The 24,005-nt window shown below is 36.4% G+C and carries 17 protein-coding genes; 3 read left to right on the top strand and 14 right to left on the bottom strand.

Features of this window, described 5'->3' with window-relative positions; genetic code table 11:
- Positions 1–28: 28 nt before the first annotated feature.
- From BM305_RS07570 to BM305_RS07545, 7 genes are all read right to left on the bottom strand, one after another.
- Entirely contained in the window at positions 29–1,936 is a 1,908-nt protein-coding gene (locus BM305_RS07570; protein ID WP_092560092.1) for a beta-glucoside-specific PTS transporter subunit IIABC, read from the bottom strand.
- Positions 1,937–2,351: 415 nt separating this feature from the next.
- Positions 2,352–2,513 carry a hypothetical protein gene (locus BM305_RS18970; protein ID WP_177214613.1) on the bottom strand — a complete coding sequence of 54 codons (162 nt, stop codon included), beginning with the start codon at positions 2,511–2,513 and terminating at the stop codon, positions 2,352–2,354.
- Positions 2,506–3,957 carry a recombinase family protein gene (locus BM305_RS07565; protein ID WP_177214612.1) on the bottom strand — a complete coding sequence of 484 codons (1,452 nt, stop codon included), beginning with the start codon at positions 3,955–3,957 and terminating at the stop codon, positions 2,506–2,508. Before BM305_RS07565 ends, BM305_RS18970 begins: the two co-directional genes overlap by 8 nt.
- Entirely contained in the window at positions 3,950–5,359 is a 1,410-nt protein-coding gene (locus tag BM305_RS07560; RefSeq protein WP_092560090.1) for a recombinase family protein, read from the bottom strand. The genes BM305_RS07565 and BM305_RS07560 overlap by 8 nt, the downstream gene beginning before the upstream one ends.
- Before the next feature lie 20 nt (positions 5,360–5,379).
- Positions 5,380–6,969: a recombinase family protein gene (locus BM305_RS07555; protein WP_092560089.1), complete on the bottom strand. Its 1,590-nt coding sequence runs from the start codon at positions 6,967–6,969 to the stop codon at positions 5,380–5,382.
- Positions 6,969–7,196 (bottom strand): DUF6870 family protein, encoded by a 228-nt coding sequence (locus BM305_RS07550; protein WP_092560278.1) that lies wholly within the window; start codon positions 7,194–7,196, stop codon positions 6,969–6,971. The genes BM305_RS07555 and BM305_RS07550 overlap by 1 nt, the downstream gene beginning before the upstream one ends.
- Before the next feature lie 174 nt (positions 7,197–7,370).
- Positions 7,371–8,594 (bottom strand): DUF5050 domain-containing protein, encoded by a 1,224-nt coding sequence (locus BM305_RS07545; RefSeq protein ID WP_177214611.1) that lies wholly within the window; start codon positions 8,592–8,594, stop codon positions 7,371–7,373.
- A 241-nt stretch (positions 8,595–8,835) separates the two neighbouring features.
- Between BM305_RS07545 and BM305_RS07540 the strand changes: the two genes are divergently transcribed.
- The 3 genes from BM305_RS07540 to BM305_RS07530 all read left to right on the top strand — a co-directional run bounded on the left by BM305_RS07540 (position 8,836) and on the right by BM305_RS07530 (position 11,767).
- Positions 8,836–9,816 carry an ABC transporter substrate-binding protein gene (locus tag BM305_RS07540; protein ID WP_092560087.1) on the top strand — a complete coding sequence of 327 codons (981 nt, stop codon included), beginning with the start codon at positions 8,836–8,838 and terminating at the stop codon, positions 9,814–9,816.
- Between the two features lie 135 nt (positions 9,817–9,951).
- The gene (locus BM305_RS07535) at positions 9,952–10,971 is read left to right on the top strand and encodes an ABC transporter permease (protein WP_092560086.1); all 1,020 of its coding nucleotides are present in this window, start codon (positions 9,952–9,954) and stop codon (positions 10,969–10,971) included.
- Between the two features lies 1 nt (position 10,972).
- Positions 10,973–11,767 carry an ABC transporter ATP-binding protein gene (locus BM305_RS07530; protein WP_092560085.1) on the top strand — a complete coding sequence of 265 codons (795 nt, stop codon included), beginning with the start codon at positions 10,973–10,975 and terminating at the stop codon, positions 11,765–11,767.
- Between the two features lie 60 nt (positions 11,768–11,827).
- Here BM305_RS07530 and BM305_RS07525 read toward each other — a convergent pair whose 3' ends face one another.
- The 7 genes from BM305_RS07525 to BM305_RS07495 form a co-directional block, all read right to left on the bottom strand.
- Positions 11,828–12,568, bottom strand: a complete 741-nt coding sequence (locus BM305_RS07525; protein WP_177214610.1) for a Rossmann-like domain-containing protein — start codon at positions 12,566–12,568, stop codon at positions 11,828–11,830.
- Entirely contained in the window at positions 12,492–13,274 is a 783-nt protein-coding gene (locus BM305_RS07520; RefSeq protein ID WP_092560084.1) for an ATP-binding cassette domain-containing protein, read from the bottom strand. The genes BM305_RS07525 and BM305_RS07520 overlap by 77 nt, the downstream gene beginning before the upstream one ends.
- Positions 13,275–13,285: 11 nt before the next feature.
- Positions 13,286–14,098 (bottom strand): ABC transporter permease, encoded by an 813-nt coding sequence (locus BM305_RS07515; protein ID WP_092560083.1) that lies wholly within the window; start codon positions 14,096–14,098, stop codon positions 13,286–13,288.
- A 27-nt stretch (positions 14,099–14,125) separates the two neighbouring features.
- Positions 14,126–14,908, bottom strand: coding sequence for a molybdate ABC transporter substrate-binding protein (gene modA, locus BM305_RS07510; RefSeq protein ID WP_092560082.1), 783 nt, complete (start codon positions 14,906–14,908; stop codon positions 14,126–14,128).
- 636 nt (positions 14,909–15,544) lie between these two features.
- Positions 15,545–16,579 carry a hypothetical protein gene (locus BM305_RS07505; protein WP_092560081.1) on the bottom strand — a complete coding sequence of 345 codons (1,035 nt, stop codon included), beginning with the start codon at positions 16,577–16,579 and terminating at the stop codon, positions 15,545–15,547.
- Positions 16,580–16,593: 14 nt separating this feature from the next.
- Positions 16,594–22,677, bottom strand: a complete 6,084-nt coding sequence (locus BM305_RS07500; protein WP_092560080.1) for a non-ribosomal peptide synthetase — start codon at positions 22,675–22,677, stop codon at positions 16,594–16,596.
- Between the two features lie 36 nt (positions 22,678–22,713).
- On the bottom strand, positions 22,714–23,961 hold the full coding sequence (locus BM305_RS07495) for an MFS transporter (protein ID WP_272481955.1): 1,248 nt from the start codon (positions 23,959–23,961) through the stop codon (positions 22,714–22,716).
- Between the last annotated feature and the right edge of the window lie 44 nt (positions 23,962–24,005).

Raw genomic sequence — 24,005 nt, 5'->3', positions numbered from 1 at the left:
TTTTTTCCTCCTGACTTCCTTGATTGGTTTACAAAAGTTTAATTAACTCTGCGCCCTTTTTTACCATTCCTGTTCCACATGGAACTACATCTAGATACTGTTCTGTATTGGTCACAATAATAGGTGTATCTACCGAATATCCTGCTGCCTTAATTGCTTCCACATCAAATTCAAGCAACAATTGTCCTGCTGTGACAGCATCTCCTTGTTTCGCTTTTGGCTGAAAAAATTTACCTTCTAACTGAACAGTGTCCATACCAACATGAATCAACAGCTCTGCTCCATTATTTGTTGTTAATCCAATTGCATGTCCTGTAGGAAAAAAGGTTGTGATCACACCGTCTGCTGGTGCATATATTTTCCCCTCTGAAGGTGTAATAGCTATTCCTTTTCCAAGTATTCCTTGTGAAAATGCTTCATCGCTAACCTGCTTCAAATCTTTTACTGTTCCTGCTACAGGGCTAACCAATGTTTCTCCTGGTTTTGAAGCTGCTCCTGCTTTTGTAGAAATAGTATTAGAAGACGTATCTTCCACATCATCTTTATATAGCATCATCGTTAAAATAAAAGATACTACTGTACCAACTGCCACTGCCACTGCTGCCCATACAAGCCCAGAAGCATCATTAGTAGCAGGATTAATATAGTTTGGAAAACCAAATACACCCATACCACCAAGCATATACGCATTTACATTAGCAAAACCCATAATACCACCGCCAATTGCACCACCTATACAGGAAATTACAAAAGGTTTTTTTCTAGGAAGAGTAATACCATAAATGGCAGGTTCTGTTACACCAAAAATACCTGAAATAAATGCTGGAATAGCAAGTCTTTTTAACTTTTTATCTTTTGTCTTAATTAACATTGCCAATACGACTGCTGTCTGTGCAAAAGATGCTACGAAAAATGGCTGAAGTACATCATCAAATCCTTTTGTAGTAAGGTTTAATATGAAAATCGGTATTAAACCCCAGTGTAGTCCAAACATAACGAAAATCTGCCAGAACGCACCTACAAAAATACCTTCAATAATTGGACTCAAATTATAGAGCCATGAAGTAGTAGAACCTACGATTGCTGATGCCCAGTTTGCTACTGGACCAATCAGTAAGAAGGTCACAGGTACCGCAACAAGTAATACACACATTGGAACTAAAAATGTTTTCACAACATCTGGAATAATTTTTTTAAATAGTTTTTCTAACTTAGAAGCAATATATACAGCTGCAATAATTGGTATTACAGTGGAAGCATATCCTCCTGATGGCAAGAGAACGGGGATTCCTAAAAATTTAGTATAAACTGCTGTCTCAAACATGGTTCCCGAAAAAACTGTTGACAATACTTCCCCACTGGACAAAGCTACTATATTAGGATATACAAGTGCTCCTGCAATTGCCATTCCGGTAAAATGATTCAGTCCAAACTTTTTAGATGCAGTAAATCCAAGCAGTATAGGAAGGAAATAAAAGAAAGAATCTGCTGCCGCATATAAAATCTGATAGGTTCCTGACGTAGCTTCCAATATTTTAAAGAAAGTACACATTGCCAGAAGCCCTTTAATCATACCAGTAGCACAGAGCACTCCCAGTGTTGGGGCAAAAATTCCTGAAATCATATCAATAAATGCTGCACCAATACTTAACTTCTCTTTGGGAGCATCTTCTCCACCCTTTGCAGCAAAACCGCCAATCTCATTTACTGCGTCAAAAACATCTGGTACATGATTCCCAATAACAACCTGATATTGCCCACCACTTTGTATTACAGTTACAATACCATCTGTTTTCTTAAGAACATCAGTATTTGCTTTGCTTTCATCTTTTAATTTAAACCGTAGTCTTGTAACACAATGGGTTAGTCCAATAACATTATCTTTACCACCCACATTTTGAATTATAATTCTTGCTAATCCATCATATTTGTTCATAGAATAAACCTCCTTTTTAGTAAAAAAAACCTAAGTTCAACTAGATACATACGCGCCTGTACCCTGCTAAACTTAGGTTTTGCCTGCCTCACCAGTAACAACCCTGCTCATTATAAATTTGTATAATTGCCTGACTTTTTTTCGTGAAAAAAAAATAAACCATCACTCAAAAAGCAACATTACTGCTGTCTTAAAAGTATGGTTTTGCCTGCTTTACCAGTAACAACCCTTATGATACTACTTGTTATTTATATATATAATAACTTATTTTTCGTATCATGTCAACAGTTTATTGTGCAATTTGACCACAAATTATCTTATGAGGAAAAATAGCTCTATGTACTTTTCCCCACAATATAGTATGAGCAGCTACCTATTTTGTATAAAAAGCAGCATCGTATGTTGTCTTCCATAATTAAAATGTAGTAATTCCGATCCAGCGAAATGTATCATTTAGACACAATGCTCCATACCCTGTGTCAGTGTTAGGATACTCTCTCTGAAAAGATAATTTTCTTGTACCAGCTATCAGGTATGCCTTCACTTTTTCACCTGGTGTTTCATAAAGACTAATCAAACCCCTGCTGCCACCTCTGGTTCCTCCATTCGATTGTTATTCTGTAAGGCTCATGTACTACTACAGATGCTATAAAATCTGAAATGTTCTTTGCCTCTACTTGGTTCTCTTTTGCCAAATGCTGAATTTGATTTTTACTGCTTTCTATTTGTTCCGTAAGAACTTTTTTTTGACTGAAATAAGAATGCTGGCTTATATTCTTCTGCTTATAGTATTCATATAACTCTATTTTTTTATTCTCAAATCCTTTTATTTCTAATTGCAACCGTTTTATCGTTTTATCCTGTATTTTATGATTTTTTAAAATTTGATTAAAGCAACCTATGACTTGCAGCAAAACCGTTTCCAAACCTTCTTTTTCTATTTTAATTTCCCCACACTGTCTTTTATCCACATATCTTGCCATGGGACATTCTAGGTAGGGTGCTTTGTTTTTACTTGTCCTTAGCTTTTTACCACAGCTGCCACAAAAATAGATTCCTCTCTTCCCTTCTGATTGTACCTTTTTCTTTTCGTGAATCACCTTTAATGTTCCATTTGCCTGGTCATACAACTCCTTCGGAATAATTGCTGGATGGGTTCCTGAAACAGTAATCCAATTTTCACGACTTACCTTTACTGTTTTTTTACTTCCCGTTTCACTCCGTACTCTTTTATTAAAAATCAATTTGCCTAAATAGCGCTCATCCCTTACAATTCTGGTAACCTTGTCCTGCGTCCAGCAGCTGCTTATATTGCAGTAACGGTTAAGCCCCATTTTCTTCTTATATTCTGCCGGAGTCAAAATTCCCTTTTCATTCAGACTTCTGGCAATACGATATGTACTATATTGATCAGCTGCCATTTGAAAAATCTCCCTTACAACCTTAGCCGCCTCTTCATCCACAACTAGGCTATGTTTGTTCTCTTCTGATTTTTTATACCCATAAAATGCATAAGGGCTTAAAAACTCTCCCTGCCTTTGTCTGACGGCAATAGCACTTTTTACTTTCTTAGAAAGATCCTTGCAATACATATCGTAAATGAAATTGCGAAAGGATACTTCAAGCCCTCCTGTTGTTCCTCTTACCTGTTCACTGTCAAACCCGTCATTAACAGAAATAAAACGTATTCCTTGCATGGGGAAAACACATTCCAAATAGTGCCCCAGTTCTATGTAATTTCTTCCAAATCTAGAAAAATCCTTAACAATAATACACTTAACTTTTCCTTTCATTGAAAGCTCTATCATTTTTTCAAACTGAGGTCTTTGAAAATTTGTTCCAGAAAAGCCATCATCAATCATCTCGATTATTTTACTTGTTCCTAACTCTTGGTTTTTTTGTAAATATTGCTGTAAAAGCTGACGCTGACTGGTTATGCTGTTACTTTCTATTGCTTCGGACAGCTTAAAATCCTCACAAGATACCCGTAAATACAAAATTACTGATTTATCTTCACTCACCATTGTCACCCATTTCTGTTCTTTTATTAAGAGTTAAAAACTCGTCTTGAAAAGAAACCTGAATTTCTACCCTTTTCTTTTCAAACAACTCAATTCTATTTATACAACCTACCACCATTTTTCTACTAAGGTCCATTCTGTTTTTTAAACATCCTTCCACCTGCACCTGCTGCACTTCCTTTTTTAAAAACAGCCTTATGTGAATCTGAATAATTTGAAATACAATCTGCTCCAGCACCTCCTTTCGTATACTCTTCATAATACATCCACGTTCTCGGTTATTTTGATAATTGGGGCATCGGTACCAGTAAGAAAACTTTTTATCTCCACTTCGCATCAGCGTCAAATGATGCTGGCAATCACCACAATATACATAACCAACTAAAAGGTGCTCCTCCTTTTTAACAGATGACTGGGTATGAATGCGATTAAAATATTTTTGTTTTCGTTCATTCAATATTCTGCTGACATGACCAAAAATATCTTCTGCAATAATTGCCTCATGTGTATTTTTTACGATAATCCATTCTATTTCTGACATAGAACGATATGATTTTCCCTGATATAATGATTTGCAGCTTTTTCCTTGTACCATGTGTCCCAGATAGATTTGATTTTTTAGAATTTGAGAAATTGTTATGGGCTTCCACAACATCTTATAATACTTTTCATTTTTCACCATACCGATTTCATATTTATATCGTAATGGTGACATAATCTCCAGCATATTCAGATTCCTTGCAATCTGCATATCACTTAATCCAGCTATTTTCCATTCAAAAATTTTTTTTACAATAGGAGCCGTTTCCTTATCAACAATAAGCCTGTTTTTATTTTTTTCTGACTTTTGATACCCATATGGTGCATAGGAACCTATAAATTCCCCCTTATGCTGCTTCATACGAAAGACAGATCCTGTTTTTTTTGATATATCTTTGGCATAGACATCGTTTATTAGATTCTTTAGTGCTACTACTAATTCATCCTGTTTTTTCTTCTGACTGTCAAACTGATCCGTTACAGCAATCAAACGCACCTGATACTGTGGCAGTATCTTTTCAATGTATTCCCCTGCTTCAATATAGTTTCGGGCAAATCGGGACAAGTCTTTTACAACAATACATTGTATTTTTCCCCTTTTAATATCCTCCATTAGTCGTTCAAATTCTGGGCGATGAAAGTTTGTTCCAGAAAAACCATTATCAATATAAGTATCAATGTACTTTAAATCAGGGTGTTCTTTTACAAATTGTTGAAGCAGGTGGACTTGTGTTTCCATAGACTCGCCATCTGTTATTCCATTACTTTCGTTGGAAAGTCTTGCATAAAGTGCTGTTTTATATCTCTGGTCCACTTCATTATTTATAACTGACTCTGATTTTATTCGGCTTTTCCGTGCCATTTTATTTCCTCCAGATCTGATTAAGCTTTATTATTAAAATTATCCCGCAATCGAAACTCTACTGTAATACAGCTATTGTTATAAACATAAATATTTTGAATCAGAAAAGTAATCGCATTCCGGTACAAGGTAGTAAATTTTTTTTGAGTTCTTACTTCTGTCAGCCACTCTTCCCTTTTCATCTCTTTTTCCCTTATTTGAATAATTTCTTCTTCTGCTTTTATTATTTCACTTTCCGCTTCTTTCGTTCTTCTTTCATATTCTTGTTTCATCCGGACATATTCCTCCTGTGTCAAGATTTTTTGTACATAATCTTCATAAATCCCACTTTGTAGCCGCATCCATTTTTGCAAATCCTCTTGCTTTTCCTTTTCTTTTATTTTTAGAGCAGTAATTGCCTTCCTGCTGCTTTCCACTATCATCTGTACTTGAGTCAGTTTTTCAGCCTCCAAAAACAACTTTAGCTGAAGATTCATTACCGCCAGTATACTATGCTCAAGTTTTTTTTCTGCTATCCTATGGCTGAAGCAGCCCCCTCCTTTTTTATTTTTTGAACAGACATAGTAAAAATACTGTCTGCCCCTGGAGGAAACCGTCTTTCTAATCATATTTTGCTTACAGTCGCCGCAATATAAAAGGCCGCTAAATAGATATACTGTTTTACTGGACGGTGAGGTTCTTGTGTCTGCCAGCATTAGTTTTTGTACGATTTCAAAGCTTTCTTCCGAAACAATAGCTTCATGGACATTTTTTACCCGAATCCAATCCTCTTTCTTTTTATTTATCCGCTTCTTAACCTTATAGTTGGGAGTTGTAACCTTTCCCTGTGCCAATTCCCCCACATATACACTATCCCTTAAGATTCTTCCTATCTCAACTGCTGACCATCTGCTTTTTGCATAGACAGAAAAGCCAGAAGTAAATCTAGAACCACACCATTTCTTATATTCTAACGGTGACAGTACTCCTAGCTGGTTCAATTTGTCTGCTATTGCTCCATTATTCATACCATTTAATTTGTAATTGAAAATTTCCTTTACAATTTGAGCCGGATATGGATCTTTTACTAACTGGTTTTTATTTTCTGGTGCCTTTTTATATCCATAAGGGGCAAAGGAAGAGATACACTGCCCACTTTTTCTTTTTACTTCTAGGTGACTTCGGATCTTAATTGAAATGTCTCTGCAATAGGAATCATTTATTAAATTTTTAAAGGGAATCATAATCTGATTGTATTCAATATTCTGTTCTACACTGTCATATCCATCATTTACAGCAATAAACCGAACACCGAAAGATGGAAAGATCTGTTCCAAAAGTCTTCCTGTTTCAATATAATTTCTACCTAGACGGGAAAGATCCTTTACAACAATGCAGTCCACAATTCCTTCCTTTACTTGTTCCATCATTTGCTGAAAAGCAGGCCTGCTAAAATTGACTCCGCTGTACCCATCATCTGCCCATTCACTTACCACTTCTATCTCTTGTTTCCCTTCCAGGAAATTTCGTATTAATGCCTTTTGATTAATAATACTGTCACTTTCCTGTTTATCTCCATCATCCTTCGATATTCTTACGTAAATTGCAGCATAGTATTTTCTTCTCTCCATCAAAAGCTGCTTTCCAGGATTTGAGCAATTTTTTGTTCAAGGGTTACATCTGTATCTGCATATTTTATCTTAACTACAACCTCTCCTACCTTAAAGCAATATGGATTTTTAATCTGCTCAATAAAACTTTTTATTCTTTCGTCTATCGAAAGGGTTTCATCTATCTCAACTTCCAAAAGATCCACCAAACTATCGGGATCTACCTTTTGTATATCTATATTCTTCATACTTTCATAGTCCAACTCAATCCATCTCCTGAAAATATTCTCCCTTTAATATATCACCAGTTACCTGTCCAATATGAAATAATTTTTTATTCTACGAAAAGCAGCAAAAAGGGCAGCACTCTCCGTTACTGAGCTGCCACCCTACTGGTTATCCTATTTAATTATATCAGCATGTTAGCTGAAGTTAGCCACTACTTTCCCTTTAGCATCTGCAACATACCATTGGATTCCTACATATTTTCCTCTCCATCCATATGATGTGTCATTATAATCAATCCGTTCTACATAAACCAGAAAATAACTTCCCAGCTTTTCTACATCTGCATAATAAGTCAGGTTACTATTTTGCTTGTAAGAAAACTTAATAAAATTCTTTTTCAAATTCTTCTTGTCTGTTCCTGAACTGAAGCGGGAAACCGTAATATAGTTTTGATTATTCGTACTGGCGCTATAGCTTTTTGAATCAATAACGGAAAGTGATTCTCCATTATTAATTTCACATGTATACTTTGTTTTCTTCCCTGTTTTTGTATTATACTTGATACAGCTATTACTATTGTCCACGTAATTAAGATAGATATACTTTGTGTCATGGTAAATCTCAGGCTCTGTCATAGAATCATAAACAGTTTTTTTCTTATTATTTTTATCTATTTTCTTCAAAACACCATACCAAAAATTCCCTGTCCCTTCGTAATTTCCGTACTGATAAAAGATGTTTCCATTCATTTCCACAATATCAGATATTGAAAGGTAATAGGTAGAGTAATTATCCTTCTCGAATTTGTCTGTGGTAAGCACCGTAAGCTTACTGTCACTTGACTTCATATACATCAGCTTAATCTTATAGGCAGTAATATCCGTCTGATAAAAATACAGCTTACTCCCAATTGCTTTTACATAATCAAACACTTCTGTGCCTTCATAAATCAACTGTTCTGCCCTTCCATCCAAATTTGCTTTATAAAGTGAATACTTACTGTCTGAATAAAATGAATACACGATTCCGTTTTCATCAACATAATGTAAATCTCCCTGGCAGATTTTCGTTTTCTCATTAGTATCCAGTGAAACCGAATAAGTAATGTCAAGATAATCATCTGTATACGTTGTGTAGTAAAGTATGTCCTTGTAAACAAACAAATTGGAAATTGTATTATTTGAAACAGCTATTTTACTTTTTTTGTTTGCTTTGACATCCAGCCCATAAATTGTACATTTTCCTGCGCTTTTACTTGTAGCCTCATCTGACTTAATATAATAAATTACGTCATCATGCTCCACCATATTGGAATAAGTATACACATATCCTGCTGCCTTCACATTGGTATTCTTCATTGGAACGCAAAGGATTACTAACAGCAATAAAAAAAGCATTCCTATTGTAGTTTTTTTCATACGTAACATCTCCTCCTCTTAGAAAATTATTTATTATCCTATCATTTACTATATTTATTATATACTAGATTTAAGAATGTCACAATATTAATAATCTTACATTTTTATTATTACACGTTTAATAGGTATTGACTAATGTCTTTTTTAATAGTATTCTTTAAGCATTAAAACTTTAAAGCTTTAAAGCGGAATTGTGTTCCAGATTAAAGTAGTGATATAAAAATACAGGAGGAGTTTTATTATGAGAAAAAAATTGATTGCAGGCTTACTTACAGTTACCCTGGCTGCTTCTCTACTGACAGGTTGTGGCAAAAAAGATACAGGTACGGATGAAAAAGAAATGTTTAAGATTGGTGTGAACCAGTTAGTAACTCATGCTGCTTTGGACGCAAGCTATCAGGGATTTATTGATGCATTGAAAGAAGCTGGCTATGAAGATGGCAAGAATATTAAAATTGATTATCAAAATGCCAACAATGACCAGTCAACCGCTAATACAATCGCGACCAAACTGGTGAATGATGGAAATGATTTAATCTTAGCCATTGCAACCCAATCTGCGCTGGCTTGTGCAAATGCAACAACGGATATCCCTATTCTGATAACAGCAGTTACCGATCCAGCAGGTTCTGGTCTGGTTTCATCTAATGAAGCACCTGGCGGAAATGTAACTGGTACTTCAGACTTAAATCCTGTAACGGATCAGATTGCATTATTAACAAAGTTACTTCCGACTGCGAAAAATATTGCCATTTTATATTGCTCCAGTGAGAGTAACTCAAAGATTCAAGTAGAATTGGCAACTGCTGCTGCTGAAGATGCCGGCTTAACAGTTCAGGAAGCATCTGTATCCAATTCCAATGAAATCCAGCAGGTAGTACAATCCTTGGTTGGTAAGGTAGACGCTATCTATGCACCAACTGATAATACCATTGCTTCTGGCATGCCAACGGTGGCACAGATTGCAAACGAAAATAATCTTCCTGTTATTTGTGGCGAAGCCGGTATGGTTGATGCTGGTGGTCTTGCAACTTATGGTATTGATTATTATGAATTAGGCAAGTTAACAGGAGCTCAGGCAGTTAAAATTATAAAAGGTGAAACAGAAACTGCTGCTATGCCAATTGAATACTTATCCATTGATAAGCTTACACTTACTATTAACGAAGAAGTTGCAGCTAAACTGGGAGTTACCATTCCTGATGATTTGAAGGCAGAATAATACCATCTATTATTCCTGTGCTAATGTTCATATTAATTTACCAGAAAAAGATTTTGCGGCGCAGAATCTTTTTCTTTTCGTTTTGGGAATTTTCAGTTATAATAAATACATTCAAAGGAAGAAAGGAAAAGGAAAATGAGTAGTACATTATTGTCACTATTGGGAGCAGCATCCCAAGGTTTAACCTGGGCAATACTGGCCCTGGGAGTCTATATTACATTTCGTATTTTAGATATTCCTGATATGTCCTGCGAAGGAAGCTTTGCACTGGGAGGAAGCGTTAGCGCCATTTTAATGGTAACCTTTCACTGGAATCCCTTTGTTACATTACTAATTGCAACATTCGCTGGAATGGTTGCTGGTCTGATTACTGGATTTTTACATTCCAAATTAAAGATACCTGCAATTCTTGCTGGAATTTTAACTATGGTTGGATTATATTCAGTTAATTTAAGGATTATGGGGCAGGCTAACACCGCCCTGCTTGGAGAAAAAACCATTGTATCCATGATTCAAAAATTATTACCTTCTGCTCAATCGCTGGGTATTAAAAATTCTGTTTTACAGATGTTTGTTACAATAGGAATCGGTCTTCTATTTTCAGGCATCGCTATTGTTTTTTTATACTGGTTCTTTGGTACAGAGCTAGGCTGCTGTATTCGGGCAACTGGTAATAATGCTGCTATGGTAAGAGCCCAAGGTGTCAACACAGATAAAATGAAAATTCTAGGGTTGGTTTTAGGCAATGCACTGGTTGCCCTTTCTGGCGGATTAGTGGCACAAAGCCAGGGATATGCTGACATTGGTATGGGTGTTGGTGCCATTGTAATTGCATTGGCATCTATTGTAATTGGAGAAGTCATTTTTGCCAGAGCCTCTAGTTTTGCTTTCAAACTAATTGCCATTGTACTGGGTTCTGTCATTTACCGCTTAATTATTGCATTTGTTCTTCTTATGGGCTTAGATGCTAACGATTTAAAGCTTCTTACAGCCATTGTTGTTGCCGTTGCTCTTTCCATACCTGTAATAAAGAAAACAAAAACATTTATTTTTATCCGCACTGTGCTGGCGAAAGTGTTTTCTCTCATTGGAAAATTTGTGCTGTTCTCTCTTATTGCCAAGCTGGTTAAGAATATGATGAAGGGGAGGGAATAAGATGTTAGAATTAACGAATATATATAAGACGTTCAATCCCGACACTGTAAATGAAAAGGTGGTTTTGAGAGGGCTTGATTTAGTACTAAATGATGGGGACTTTGTATCTGTCATTGGTGGTAATGGAGCTGGAAAGTCTACTATGCTGAACATGATTGCAGGAGTGCATTATCCCGATCAAGGTTCTATTGTACTAGATAAAGAAGATATTACCAAGTTTCCAGAGCATGTCCGTGCCAAATACCTTGGCCGGGTTTTCCAAGATCCCATGATGGGAACTGCTGCAAATATGGAAATTGAGGAAAATCTGGCTCTTGCTTACCGACGTGGACAAAAGCGTGGTTTAGGCTGGGGAATTCAGAAAGAAGAAAAAGAGCTTTATATAGAAAAGCTGAAAATGCTTGATTTAGGTCTGGAAACCAGACTTTCAGCAAAGGTTGGTTTATTATCTGGTGGTCAGCGCCAGGCATTAACTTTACTTATGGCAACTCTTAAACAGCCAAAACTACTCTTATTAGATGAGCATACGGCGGCTCTTGATCCAAAAACGGCAAGTAAAGTACTGGAACTATCCAATCAGATAATCCAGGAAAATTCTCTTACCGCTTTAATGGTCACTCATAATATGAAAAATGCCATTCAGTATGGAAACCGCCTAATCATGATGTATAATGGTAAAATCATTTATGATGTATCTGGCGAAGCAAAGAAGAATCTGCATGTCAGCGATCTTCTTGAAAAATTTGAACAGGCAAGCGGTGGTGAATTTGCAAATGACCGTATGATGTTATCTTAATTATTTTATACCCCTTCAGTAAAAAGGCTCTTGTCTTTGTCTGAAGGGGTATAAAATTCTTTATGCAGAGTAAAAGCATACTCTGTTTAATCCAAGCAGATGTGCTGCTCCTGCAAGAGTTGTTCCAAAAAACAAAACTTCCTTTTTTAAATTTAAAAAATCAATGATGGAACCATTACAGATAGTACTTCCTGTACATAATATTAATTCAGCCCACTGGACAACCTCTTCAAAATCATCTTTTCCAGCTTCCACTTTGATTCCCCACTTAACTGTTCCAATTGTCTCTGGGTTTAAATCCAATACCCTGATTTGAAATTCTTTTGATAAATGCTCCAATAACGCAGGCTGATATCCAATTAATGCTATTTTCGGCAATCCGTAGGTTTCTTTGATATAAGTTAAAAACCGCTGCGCACATAATTCAGGTTCCCCATTTTTACAGTGAACCGTATTTTCAACCAGACCAACCTGCCTCATGATGGCATTTAAAGAAGCAACAAACAAAGCACGGGCATAATCATCCTTTACTACATCCAGCTTCAATACCTCCTCTAAGCTTCCCTTAAAAATTGCTGGTGAATCAGTAAATGCTTGTCCCTTCCCATTTTCAAAAGACGCTTGTATCATAATTTCTTTTCCCGCTAGAATCGGGAAGTCCTTTCTTTGTGTTTCACCAATGGCTTCTTCTGGTGTTAACGCATTGGAGGTAATACAGATTTGACTATTTGTCAGGTTGTAGTCTTGTACAATCTGCATTAAGCCTTCTTTCAATTTTTGAAACATCTGTTCCATTGTCATTTAAATATCCTCCTATAAATTCTAAAATCTCTGTGTCCTCATAGTTTTGAAATAGTTTATCAGTATTACAAACCATTTTAAGTTTTCCATTGACCATAATTCCGATCCTCTGTGCCATTCTTTCTGCTTCATACAGATTGTGGGTAACAAACAGTATTGTACAGGCAAATGTTTTATGAATCTGCTCAACTAATTGATACATCTGGCTTCTGGTTCCAGGATCAAGGGCTGAAAATGGCTCATCCATCAGTAAAATTCTAGGCTGTAAAACAAGCGCTCTTGCCAAAGCCGTCCTTTGCCTCTCTCCCCCACTTAGCGTAGCAGGATAGTGTTTTAGAATATGTTCAATGCCTAATAATTTAGCCATATCGCTGATGCGCAAATTCATTTTACTTTTTTCAACCCTATGCATTTTTAAACCATATCTTATATTTTCGTAAACCGTCATATGTGGAAAAAGTCCAAAGTCTTGATAAACAAATCCTATTTTTCTTTCTTCTGGCACAATATCCACAACATCCTTTCCTGAAATATAAATTGCTCCACAATTTCCTCTGTAAAACCCAGCAATGGCTTCCAGCAGCATCGTTTTTCCAGATCCGGTTTTACCTAAAAAAGCAAAAATCTCATTTTCCTTAATTTCCAGTTCTATGTTCTGTAATTTAAAATTGGCAACCTGATACGTAAAATTTTCAATATGAATCATTTCAGCCCTCCTTATACTACTTTAATTCTGCTTTTTTCTGGCTTAATCTGAATAAAATGAAATAGAAAATGGGCAGCTACTGATATAATTAGAAGAATTACTGCGGAAGCCATGGCAGCTCCTCGGTCTCCTGTCGCCATATTTAAGTAGATGCTTGCTGGAAGCGTTTCCGTCTTCATTCTGGTAGTACCTACCAGCATTAGTGTTGCTCCAAATTCCCCTAATGCCCTTGACCAGGCTAATATTACTGCTCCAATAATGGAATTTTTAGCCAGCGGTAATGTAATTGTCCAAAAACATTTTGCCTTTGTTGCTCCTAACATTCTTGCAATCAATTCAAGTCTCATATCCACTTCCTGAAATGACATCTTTACAATTCGTATAACAAAAGGAAGATTGACAAAGATATGTGCCACAATAATTCCTTTTGTTGAAAACACCACCTGAAATCCTGCTCTTGATAATTCTTTACCCAGTTTTGATGAAAATATCAGCAGAAGCCCTAATCCAATTACCAAGTAAGGTAAAGACAACGGAAGTTCCAGCAAAGTCTGCCATATCTTGCATAAAGGAAATCTTGTTTTTGTCAGCGCATATGCTGTTGGAACTGCAAGAATCGTGCATATCACCGTGGACACACTTGCTGTATACAAACTAAGCTTTATTGAAAAAAGTACTTCCTTTGAATGCAATGCCTGACCAAGATAGGGTACTCCTGTTACAAATATGGTAATAGTCAAAATTGAAATAAGCAGAATTACCATACTTGCAATGATTATTGTAATAATTTCAAAAAAGCTGACTGGTAAATATCTTTTTCTCATTCATTGCTCCTGTCTATTATTTTGTCATTACTCCACTACCTCATATCCATAATTCTCCCATATTTTTATCGCCTCATCTGATTCCAGATACAATAGAAATTCTTCTAAAACACCCGCATTTTTACTGCATTTTAAGCTGGCGGCTGGTACTATTTTCACATATTTATCTAAGTCTGTGGTAGATACTACTTCTACTCCTTCTATCCCCGCATTTTCCTTCCAAACAATTGCTGCATCGCACTGTCCCAGTGAAAGTGCTGTTGAAATTTCAGGAGCTGTTGCTGTCCGGGCAGCTACCTCTACCTGTTCATAAATCCCTGCATCTGTCAAAGCCTTATCTGCTATTTTTCCGATCGGTGTAGCATCGCTGTCCCCAAGAACTACAGTAATTCCTTCTTTTCCAAGATCCATGATTCCACTAATATTTTTAGGATTACCTGTCTGAACTGCGATAACTGGAATATGTTTCACAAGATTTTTTACGTCAGCTATGTAATCATCCCTGATTGAATCCAGTTCACCTTCTGCTCCGGCAATAAATAAATCGCCTTCCTCTGAAGCTGTAATCTGGGAAATAATCTGAGCTGCATTTCCAAATGTCACTTCCACCACTGCTCCTGTATTTCCTTGAAAGCTTTCCGCAATTTCTGTAAATGGCTTTGTCATTCCTGCTCCACAATATACAAACAGCTTCTTGCCCTCCAGTTCTTTACTTTGCCCAGTCTGTTTATTTTCTTTTGAACAGGCTGTAACGATTAAGACCATTAGCAACATAGTGCTTAGAACACCACTCCATTTTTTTACTCTCATACAAGTCCTCCTTCTGCATAAATAGTAAAAACAAAAGCGCCTTCTATCAAAGATAGAAAACGCTTTTGTTTTATACTGTATAGCAACGGTTATTCATTTATTTTGGCATATGCTTATTATATCAACTGTACAGCTGATTTTCTATGTCTATAATATACATTTTTTTAGGGCTTTTAATCGGTTTTTTGCATTTTTTCATGTAGAACATTTGTTGTATGATTAATTTTATATACTTATATTATAGTGACTGTGAAACTAGTGGACAGTCACTGTTTTGCCACCAAGCACTTCAATAGCTTTCATTTTGTTCGGAAGCTGCATTCTGTCACTGGGAATTCTTCTGTTATCTCACGCTCTGTTTTTAAAGCAAACCACCTTTGTCCCGTAAATAAGTCTCTGTCTGCTTTATAATTGTCTTAATCCCTCTTTTTAGTCTGTTCCTTTATCTTTTGTATTGTCTACTGATTCTCTTTGGTATGTCTATATATTACACCAATTAGCATATTCCAACAATATCAAAACTGCATTTTACAGGTTTTACATATAATATGACACAATAAAGCATTTTTACTAAATTGTAATTACATATTATACTGTTTTAATTATAAAAATGTGATACTTGAATAAAATTACCCATTATACACTCAGGCTGCTATAAATCTGTGTATATATCTTCTTTTCTAAATCATACAAAGAATTCGTCTTCTTTATAATCCTATTCATGCTCTCCATATCGGGTTTTAAATTATACTTTATTGCCAGCATTCTAAGCTTGTTTGATAAACTAACTAGTTCTTCCATGGAAGTCTGCATTGCAGGAGTCATCTTGTTGCCAGGGATTTTTTCTTGAAACAATTCCAACCGTTCTTTCATAATTACATTATGTTCGTATAACGTGTGAAATGCCCGGTAGTCAATTAATCCCAACGCTTTTTTACAATGTTCCAGTTCTTCTGTCAGACATTGAAAAACCTTTAACCCGAAAACATTCCCTTCTTTCTCATACATCTTGTGGTTGGGATCGTCACTTTTATATAATTCTCCCGAATCAATACACCCTATAAATTCTTTCAGACGTTCCAGAAAACAGATCATATTAAACTTATATTCTGTCTTCTCATCAAAATTTGGCTTAATGCAGAAAATATAATTAATTCCCTGATGAGTATCGTACTTTTTAGACATTTCAATACCGCTTTGAAATGCTTTTAGAAATGTCTGATACTCCACCTGATAATTTTGAAAAAATCCATCCTTAAAACCAATTACTTCAAATATTTTTGTCTCATTGTCGTAACCATAAACTAAAATGTCGTGTGAATTGTGGGGAACGTCTTGAATATAGTGTTCGTCCACATAGCAATAAATATACTTTCCTTCCTCAATCAGGCTTTCAAAAGAAGCACAATTATACTGTTCCACATCCTTCCTGTTTAAAGTACTGACTTTAAATAACTCTCTTGGATCCGTCCATCCACCATAAAAATCCAAAAACATTTCATAATATTCCGAATAAAGAACTCTTTTATTTGAAGAAAAATATAGCTGCACATAATGTTCATAAAACCATTCATACATATTTTTGTATGCCAGAAGAATACATAAAAATCCAGCATTACACAACTGATTATTTATTTTATGCTGAACTTCAATTGGTAATATTTTTTTCATGATGATCCCCCTCATTAAATATTTTGTAATAATCTTAGTAAAACCTCTTTGACTGTTATCTCAACTCCTGCTTCCTGCATCATTGTGGCAATTTTAAGTGCCTTTATAGAATCACCACCAAGTTCAACAAAATCGTCATTAGAACCAAATTGCCCAACACCTAGTACTTTCTCACAGCACGCATACAATAGGGCATCCTTTTCATTCTGAGCTGGTATATATCTTCTATCACTTTTTATCACAATGTCGGGAAGTGCTTTTCTGTCTAATTTACCATTGCTTGTTACTGGAATGTTATCTACCTGCATCATTTGTGAAGGAATCATATACTCTGGCAATGTTTCTTTTAAAATATTTCTAATTTCTGTAACCTGCACTTTTACATCAGACACCAAATATCCTAAAATAACTTTATCACCACTCTTATCTTCTGTATCAATCACAGCGCAGTCCTTAATGTAACTAATTCTCCGGATGGCATTTTCAATTTCCCCTAATTCGATTCTTAAGCCTCTGATTTTGACCTGGCGATCCATTCTGCCCAAATATTCAATATTTCCATCTGTCAACCAGCGGGTAAGGTCTCCTGTTCGATACAGACATCCTGCTCCAAATGGATTCTTGATAAATTTTTCTTTGGTCAGCTCAGGTTTGTTCAAATAGCCTTTTGCAACTCCTGTTCCTGCAATGCATAATTCACCAGGAATACCAATACCACAAAGCTTTTTTTCATTCAAAATATAAATCTGGGTATTATCAATTGGCTTTCCAATAGGAATAATACGTTCTTCCTCTTTTCCACTGCAATCATAAAAAGTTACATCAATACAAGCTTCTGTTGGTCCATACAAATTCACTAAATTTGTATGATTCCTGCTATGAATCGTTGCATAAAACTTGTGGACTACATTGGAATTCAATGCTTCTCCACTGGAAAAAACTTGCTTTAAGCTTCTTATCCGTTCCAGTTCCTCGTCTTTATTTTCAATATATGCCATAAAGGAATTTAACATAGATGGCACAAAATGCATCACCGTTACATGATTTTCTGCTATTGTGTGGCAAATCTGTTCTGGATTTTTTTCTCCACCTGGTTCCAGCATAACTACTCTGGCTCCTACAAGACTCCACCAGATTAGTTCCCATACAGAAACGTCAAACGTAAATGTTGTTTTTTGTAGAATTACATCCTGCTCTGTTAAGGGATAAGCTGAATTCATCCAGTGAAGCCTGTTAACCAGACTGACATGTTTATTCATAACACCCTTTGGTTTTCCTGTTGTTCCTGACGTATAGATGCAGTATGCTGTGTCTTCTGGCTTGTTTACTTTTTTCGGATTCTTCTCCTCACCCTTCCAGCTTATACAGTTCTCCAGATCGATAACTGGAAGATCCGTTTCTATCTGACAATGGTACGTCAGCAGTGCCTTTGGCCTACAGTCCTCCAGCATATACTGGATTCTCTCCTCTGGATACCCTGGATCCACAGGCACATATGCTCCTCCTGCCTTTAGAATCCCATAAATTCCTATGATCAGCTCTATGCTCCGCTCTGCCATTACTGCCACAAAATCTCCTGGCTTCACGCCATCCTGCCGCAATTTATGTGCCAGTACATTCACTCTTTGGTTCAGCTCTCTGTAGGTTAGTTCCTTTTCCCCACAGACTACTGCTGTCTGTTCTGGTGTTTTTTCTACCTGCTCCTCAAATAGATCTATCACTGTTTTCTCTTCTGGGAAACTGGCATCTGTCCTGTTAAACTCTTTTAAAATCCGTTTTTTTTCCTCTTCTGTAATAACCTCCACTTCTGCCAGCCGCCTGGTTCGGTTATCTAAAACCTGCTCTAATACCTTTATGTAATGGGACAGAATCCTCTCTGCACTTTCCTTTCGGAATAAATCTGTACTGTATTCCAGTAAAATATGACAATGCTTTTTCTCCTGATACAGGGTAAACGTCAAATCAAACTTTGCGATTGAAGACTCTGGCACCACTGGCTCTGTTTCCACGCCGTCAAAATTCACTTGTATTTCTTCGTTATTTTGCAGTACAAGCATCACATCAAACAGCGGATTACGAGACATATCCCTTGTGACTTGGATTTCCTCCACCAGCTCTTCAAACGGATACTCCTGGTTTTCATATGCCTTTAAGCAAGTTTCTCTGATTTCCTGTAAAAAGTCCTCATAGCTTTTCTCTTCCTCTGGTTTTCCTTTGATCGCCAGAGTATTTACAAATACCCCTAGCATAGTTTCTGTATCCTGGTGTACCCTTCCACTGATGGGACTTCCTATGATAATCTCTTCCTGCCTGCTGTACTTTCCCAACAGAACCATTGCCGCAGATAGAAAAATCATGTATTCTGTTGTTCCTGTTTCCTCTGCCAATCTCCGGACTGCTTCATACAGCCTTTCCTCCAGCTTATCCTCTATTACAGCCCCCTTGTAGCTCTGACTTTTTGGGCGGTTATAATCCAGCGGCATATCCAGCACAGGAATTTCATCCTGAAACTGCTGCACCCAGTACTTTTTCTGCTCCGTAAAATCCCGCATTCTCATCCACTGGCTGTAATCCTTATACTGTTTGACTGGTTTTTCCATTTCTACTCCGTTATAGAGGGCACTTATCTCACGAATATAATTTCCCACGCTCATTCCATCCCCTATGATATGGTGCATGTCCATTAAGAGAACATATCCCTCTCTTCTTTTTACCAGCTTGGTCCGAAGTAACGGTGCCTGTGCCAAATCAAATGGCCTTACAAATTCCTCTAGTAATCTGTTCTCCCTTGTTTCTCCATCTTCTTCATAGGTAAAATCTGCTTTTACCTGATCTCGTATTCTCTGCACTGGCTCTCCGTCCTGCATACTGAACTCTGTCCGCAAAATTTCATGGCGGTCTGTCACCTGCTGTAATGCCTGTCTTACTGCCTCTGGGTTCACATCCCCCTTCAGCCGGATTCCCTGTGGCATATTATACGCAATGCCTGCCTCGTCCATCTGGCATACCAGATAAATCCGTTTCTGTGCCGACGACATCGGATAGTATTCTTTCTTTTCTGCTTCTGGAATTGGCTCATATTCTTCTTTGCTTTCTTGTTCCATCCAGCCTGCTATTCTCTCTGCCGTAGGATTTGCAAAGAATTCCTTTAATGTTATCCGCTGGTGAAACTCTGCTTCCAGTCTGTTTACCAGTCTGGTGGCTCTCAAAGAATGCCCCCCCAATTCAAAAAAGTTATCCCGTAGTCCTACTTTTTCCACTTCCAGGATCTCCCCAAAGATCTGGCAGATTTTCTGTTCCAGTTTGGTTTCTGGAGCCACATATTCCTGTCTGCTCCTTGCTTTGATTTCAGGAAGTGCCTTTTTATCCAGCTTTCCATTTATGGTCATAGGGATTGCCTCTATCTGCATCATATAAGAAGGTACCATATAGTCTGGCAGCTGTTCCAGCAAGCAGCTCCTTATCTCCCCAAGTTCTAATTCCTGTTCTGAAACAAGGTATGCATATAGCGCTTTTTCTCCTGCTTCTTCCTTTCTTGCAACTACCGCACAGTCCCTTATGCCCTTCATACTCCGGATGACATTCTCAATTTCCCCTGGCTCTATGCGGAATCCACGGATTTTCACCTGTTCATCGATTCTTCCCAGATACTCCAGGTTACCATCTGGCAGCCATCTTGCCAAATCTCCTGTCCGGTACATTTTTCCTTCTCCGTAAGGATGATGGATAAATTTTTCTGCTGTCAGCTCAGGTCTGTTTAAGTATCCTCTTGCTACTCCTGCTCCTGCAATACAAAGCTCACCAGGAACTCCGATTCCACACAGCCGTTCTCCCTGCATAATATAGATTTTTGTATTACTGATTGGTTTCCCAATGCATACCGTCTTTCCCACATCATATTGCGTATTAAATACGTAATCACAACAGCCTACTGTAGCTTCCGTTGGTCCGTATTCATTATGTATTTTTATATGTTCACCGTACTTTTTCAATATCGTATTAGATGTTACAGTATCTAGTTCTTCTCCACCTAATACCAACGTATTAATCTGATTATCTTTGTTTTCATTTCCTCCTGCTGCTAACCGCAAATGAATCGGTGTCATTTTTGCAAATGTAACATCATTACCCTGAAATATATCTTTCATATTTTCATCATGGTCATTTCCATAAATAGCAAGAGCTGCGCCACTAAGCAGCACCCCAAATAAAGTCGTTACCGTTAAGTCAAAACAATAATTTGTGAATAGAGGTATTACTTTTGATTCATGGAAATAATTGCAAATTGCATAATAAATATAATTTAATAAATTTCCATGTTCTATCATAACTCCCTTTGGCTTTCCTGTCGTCCCTGATGTATAAATACAGTAAACCAAGTCTTCCAGCTTATTCACTTTTATAAGATTCATACTTTCGCCCTGCCAGCTGATACTATCCTCCAACCTCAGAAGCGGAATTTCTGTATTTATTTCTGTTCCATAAGTTAACAGCACTTTCGGGCTGCAATCCTTTAATATATATTGTATTCTTTCATCTGGGTACATGGGGTCGATTGGCACATAAGCTCCGCCTGCTTTTATAATTCCATATATTCCAATCACCATTTCTATACTGCGTTCCGTAAGAAGTGCTACCAAATCTCCACGCCCCACATTCATCTCCCGAAGCTTCTGGGCAAGAATATTGATTCTGTTATTTAATTCTTTATATGTCAGCTTTGTTTCCCCACAAACTATCGCTGTGCAACCAGGCGTTTTTTCTACCTGTTCTTCAAACAAATCAATTACCGTTTTCCCTGCTGGAAGTACTGCCTCTGTAGCATTAAATTCTTTTAAGATTTTATGCCTTTCTTCTTCACACAAATAGGACAGTATTTCTTTCCCTGCTATTCCTTCGTCTATAATATTTATAATATGATTATGTAATAACAGAATCTCTTCTACTGTATACTGACAAGTCAAATAGTCATAGTTAATTCTTATCGTTTCATCGGTTTCATCTAAAATATTTATAATAAGACTTTCGTTCTGACCATGCTGAAAAAACCAGTCTACCGAATCATAATAATCAGAACCTATTTTGGCCGCTATCTGATAATTAATTTCAACCAAAAACAGATTTCGGACATTCATTTCTCTTGCCATACAGTTATAGTTATACTTCTGGTGTTTATAAGCTTCAAAAATACTTTTCTGGGTTCTTTTAAAATTATCCTCCAGATTATCTTTATTGATATGTAAAAGTAACGGAATAACATTCGCAAACATTCCTATTGTATTTTTAAACTTCCTGCTATTTCTATCCACAAAGGTTGTACCAATTACAATTTCATCCTGATGATTCAGCATACTTAAATAGCATCCAAATACCGTTGTAAAAAATGCAAACAAGGAACATTCGTGCTTTTTACTGTAATTCCTGATACTCTTTGCCTTTTCCTGATCTAGGATAATTTCCATCCTTTTTGCATCAATAGAGCTTATTGGCTTATCTGAAATTTGAGCTAACGGTAATTCTTTTTCACAAATTTGTTCCCAGTAAAGCTTGTCCCTTAGATATTTGCTGCCAGCCATATACTGTTCTTCACTAATAATATAATCTGCATATGTTCCATTATTTATTTGTGGTTCCACGCCATTTAGCAGACACTTATATATTTCGTCCATCTGTGCGGCAACCACCTGCACAGACCACCCATCACTTATGAGATGATGAAATTTAAAATATACGCCAAAAGTATCTTCTATTCTAAATCCATATACCTGAAACAAATCACCATATATATCAAGTCCTTGCTTTGACAATTCAGATGCCCATACTTCGTATTCCTCATTTGTATGAAACTGTTTCATGCTCAATACGATTTTCTGGGGCCTTTGTATTTTTTGCCGAATCAAACCATTATCATTTACTATTCTTAAATGAAATGCATCATTTCTTCTTATTAATTCATTTACAGCTTTTTGCAAAATTTCATACTCATATTTATAATTTATCTTTATTCCAATGAAAATACTTGCAACATCTTTTCCACCATAACTATACATTTCTAAAATCTGCTTTTGTGGATTTGTCAAGTCAAATAATGCTTCCAAAATAATTCCCCCTAAAAATATATCATTTTCTTATTCTTATGGAACAAATTTCTCTTTTACCTCATCACTTAATTTTTTATCATGAATTATGTTATATATCAAATAGCTCTCTAATAATGTAATTAAAGCTACTGCACCATAAATTAGAAACCACATATTTACAATGGTACTATATAATATACCATATAAGATCTGACCAGCTGGCAGAAAAATGGTACTAAATGCATTTACCAATGACATTACTTTTCCCATATGCTCAGTAGGCGTTACTTTCTGTATAAAAGTAACGCAAAAAATACTGGAAACCGTAATGCACATGGTAAATAAAAAACCTGTAACTGTCAGTATAACATATGCGAGATAACTAACTTTTTTTGAACCAATGATAAAAGGTAATGTAGAAAATCCCATACATAGTATAATAACTGCAATTGCAATAAACAGAAGATGAAACTTCTGAATTGATAATTTTTTACTTAAAAACCCTGTAACTACAGCCCCAGCGATTACTCCCAGCCCAATACACGTTTCGGAAATCCCGTACATCTGATTTGTAACATGAAATATTTCCTTTTCCAGATAAGGAATCCCTATTATATACAGTGGCATGATTAAAAAATTTAGCCCTGCTGAAATATAGGCAATATAAAGCAATATTTTTCTTTCTCTATTTATATAATATAAAGTATGTACTAAATCTTTTGAAAATGATAATAATGGATTCTGGTTCATCTTTTTTTTCTGGTAGGGAATGATTAAAAAAATTTCCATAAATGCAGCAGCAAAAAAACTAATGCAATTAATAATTAATATAACTTTAATTCCACATAAGCCATAAATAAATCCTGCTGCAACAGGCCCCGCCAGACCCGATATGGTAGCTGCCAGCTGTGAAATGCTGTTAGCCTTTGCCAGCTGCTGAGAATCAATGAGATTAGGAATCGCAGCACGTACAGAGGGATCATACATATTTTGAATAACAGCCATGCAACACATTAGAATACCAATTCCTAAGACCGCAGTATCCGTATGTTCCATTGTAAGTATAAATGCTAATAAAAGTACACCTGATATGGTGTCTAAGACTACCATTATTCTTTTTTTGCTGTAATAATCCGCAATGGCGCCACCATATGGCACAATAATAATCTGTGGGATAACGGTAAGTGCTATTAATGTTGAAAAAATTGTGGCTGAACCAGTGATGTCAAGAATGTAAAGAGAAAGAGCATATCGCTGAAGGTTATTCCCAAATAGCGAAATAAACTGACCAACTATTAATATTATAAAATCTTTCGATAAAACTGCATTCTTTGAAATATTACTTT

The organism is Anaeromicropila populeti (genome assembly GCF_900112775.1).
Taxonomy (GTDB): domain Bacteria; phylum Bacillota; class Clostridia; order Lachnospirales; family Lachnospiraceae; genus Anaeromicropila_A; species Anaeromicropila_A populeti.
Note: the sequence above shows the minus strand (reverse complement) of the source record. Positions and strands in the feature narration are given on the sequence as shown.

Bases quoted from the DNA above. Each gene is read 5' to 3' on its own strand.
- BM305_RS07570 (WP_092560092.1), bottom strand. From the start codon at position 1,936: ATGAACAAATATGATGGATTAGCAAGAATTATAATTCAAAATGTGGGT.
- BM305_RS07560 (WP_092560090.1), bottom strand. From the start codon at position 5,359: ATGGCACGGAAAAGCCGAATAAAATCAGAGTCAGTTATAAATAATGAA.
- BM305_RS07555 (WP_092560089.1), bottom strand. From the start codon at position 6,969: ATGGAGAGAAGAAAATACTATGCTGCAATTTACGTAAGAATATCGAAG.
- BM305_RS07550 (WP_092560278.1), bottom strand. From the start codon at position 7,196: ATGAAGAATATAGATATACAAAAGGTAGATCCCGATAGTTTGGTGGAT.
- BM305_RS07545 (WP_177214611.1), bottom strand. From the start codon at position 8,594: ATGAAAAAAACTACAATAGGAATGCTTTTTTTATTGCTGTTAGTAATC.
- BM305_RS07540 (WP_092560087.1), top strand. From the start codon at position 8,836: ATGAGAAAAAAATTGATTGCAGGCTTACTTACAGTTACCCTGGCTGCT.
- BM305_RS07535 (WP_092560086.1), top strand. From the start codon at position 9,952: ATGAGTAGTACATTATTGTCACTATTGGGAGCAGCATCCCAAGGTTTA.
- BM305_RS07530 (WP_092560085.1), top strand. From the start codon at position 10,973: ATGTTAGAATTAACGAATATATATAAGACGTTCAATCCCGACACTGTA.
- BM305_RS07525 (WP_177214610.1), bottom strand. From the start codon at position 12,568: ATGACAATGGAACAGATGTTTCAAAAATTGAAAGAAGGCTTAATGCAG.
- BM305_RS07520 (WP_092560084.1), bottom strand. From the start codon at position 13,274: ATGATTCATATTGAAAATTTTACGTATCAGGTTGCCAATTTTAAATTA.
- BM305_RS07515 (WP_092560083.1), bottom strand. From the start codon at position 14,098: ATGAGAAAAAGATATTTACCAGTCAGCTTTTTTGAAATTATTACAATA.
- modA (WP_092560082.1), bottom strand. From the start codon at position 14,908: ATGAGAGTAAAAAAATGGAGTGGTGTTCTAAGCACTATGTTGCTAATG.
- BM305_RS07505 (WP_092560081.1), bottom strand. From the start codon at position 16,579: ATGAAAAAAATATTACCAATTGAAGTTCAGCATAAAATAAATAATCAG.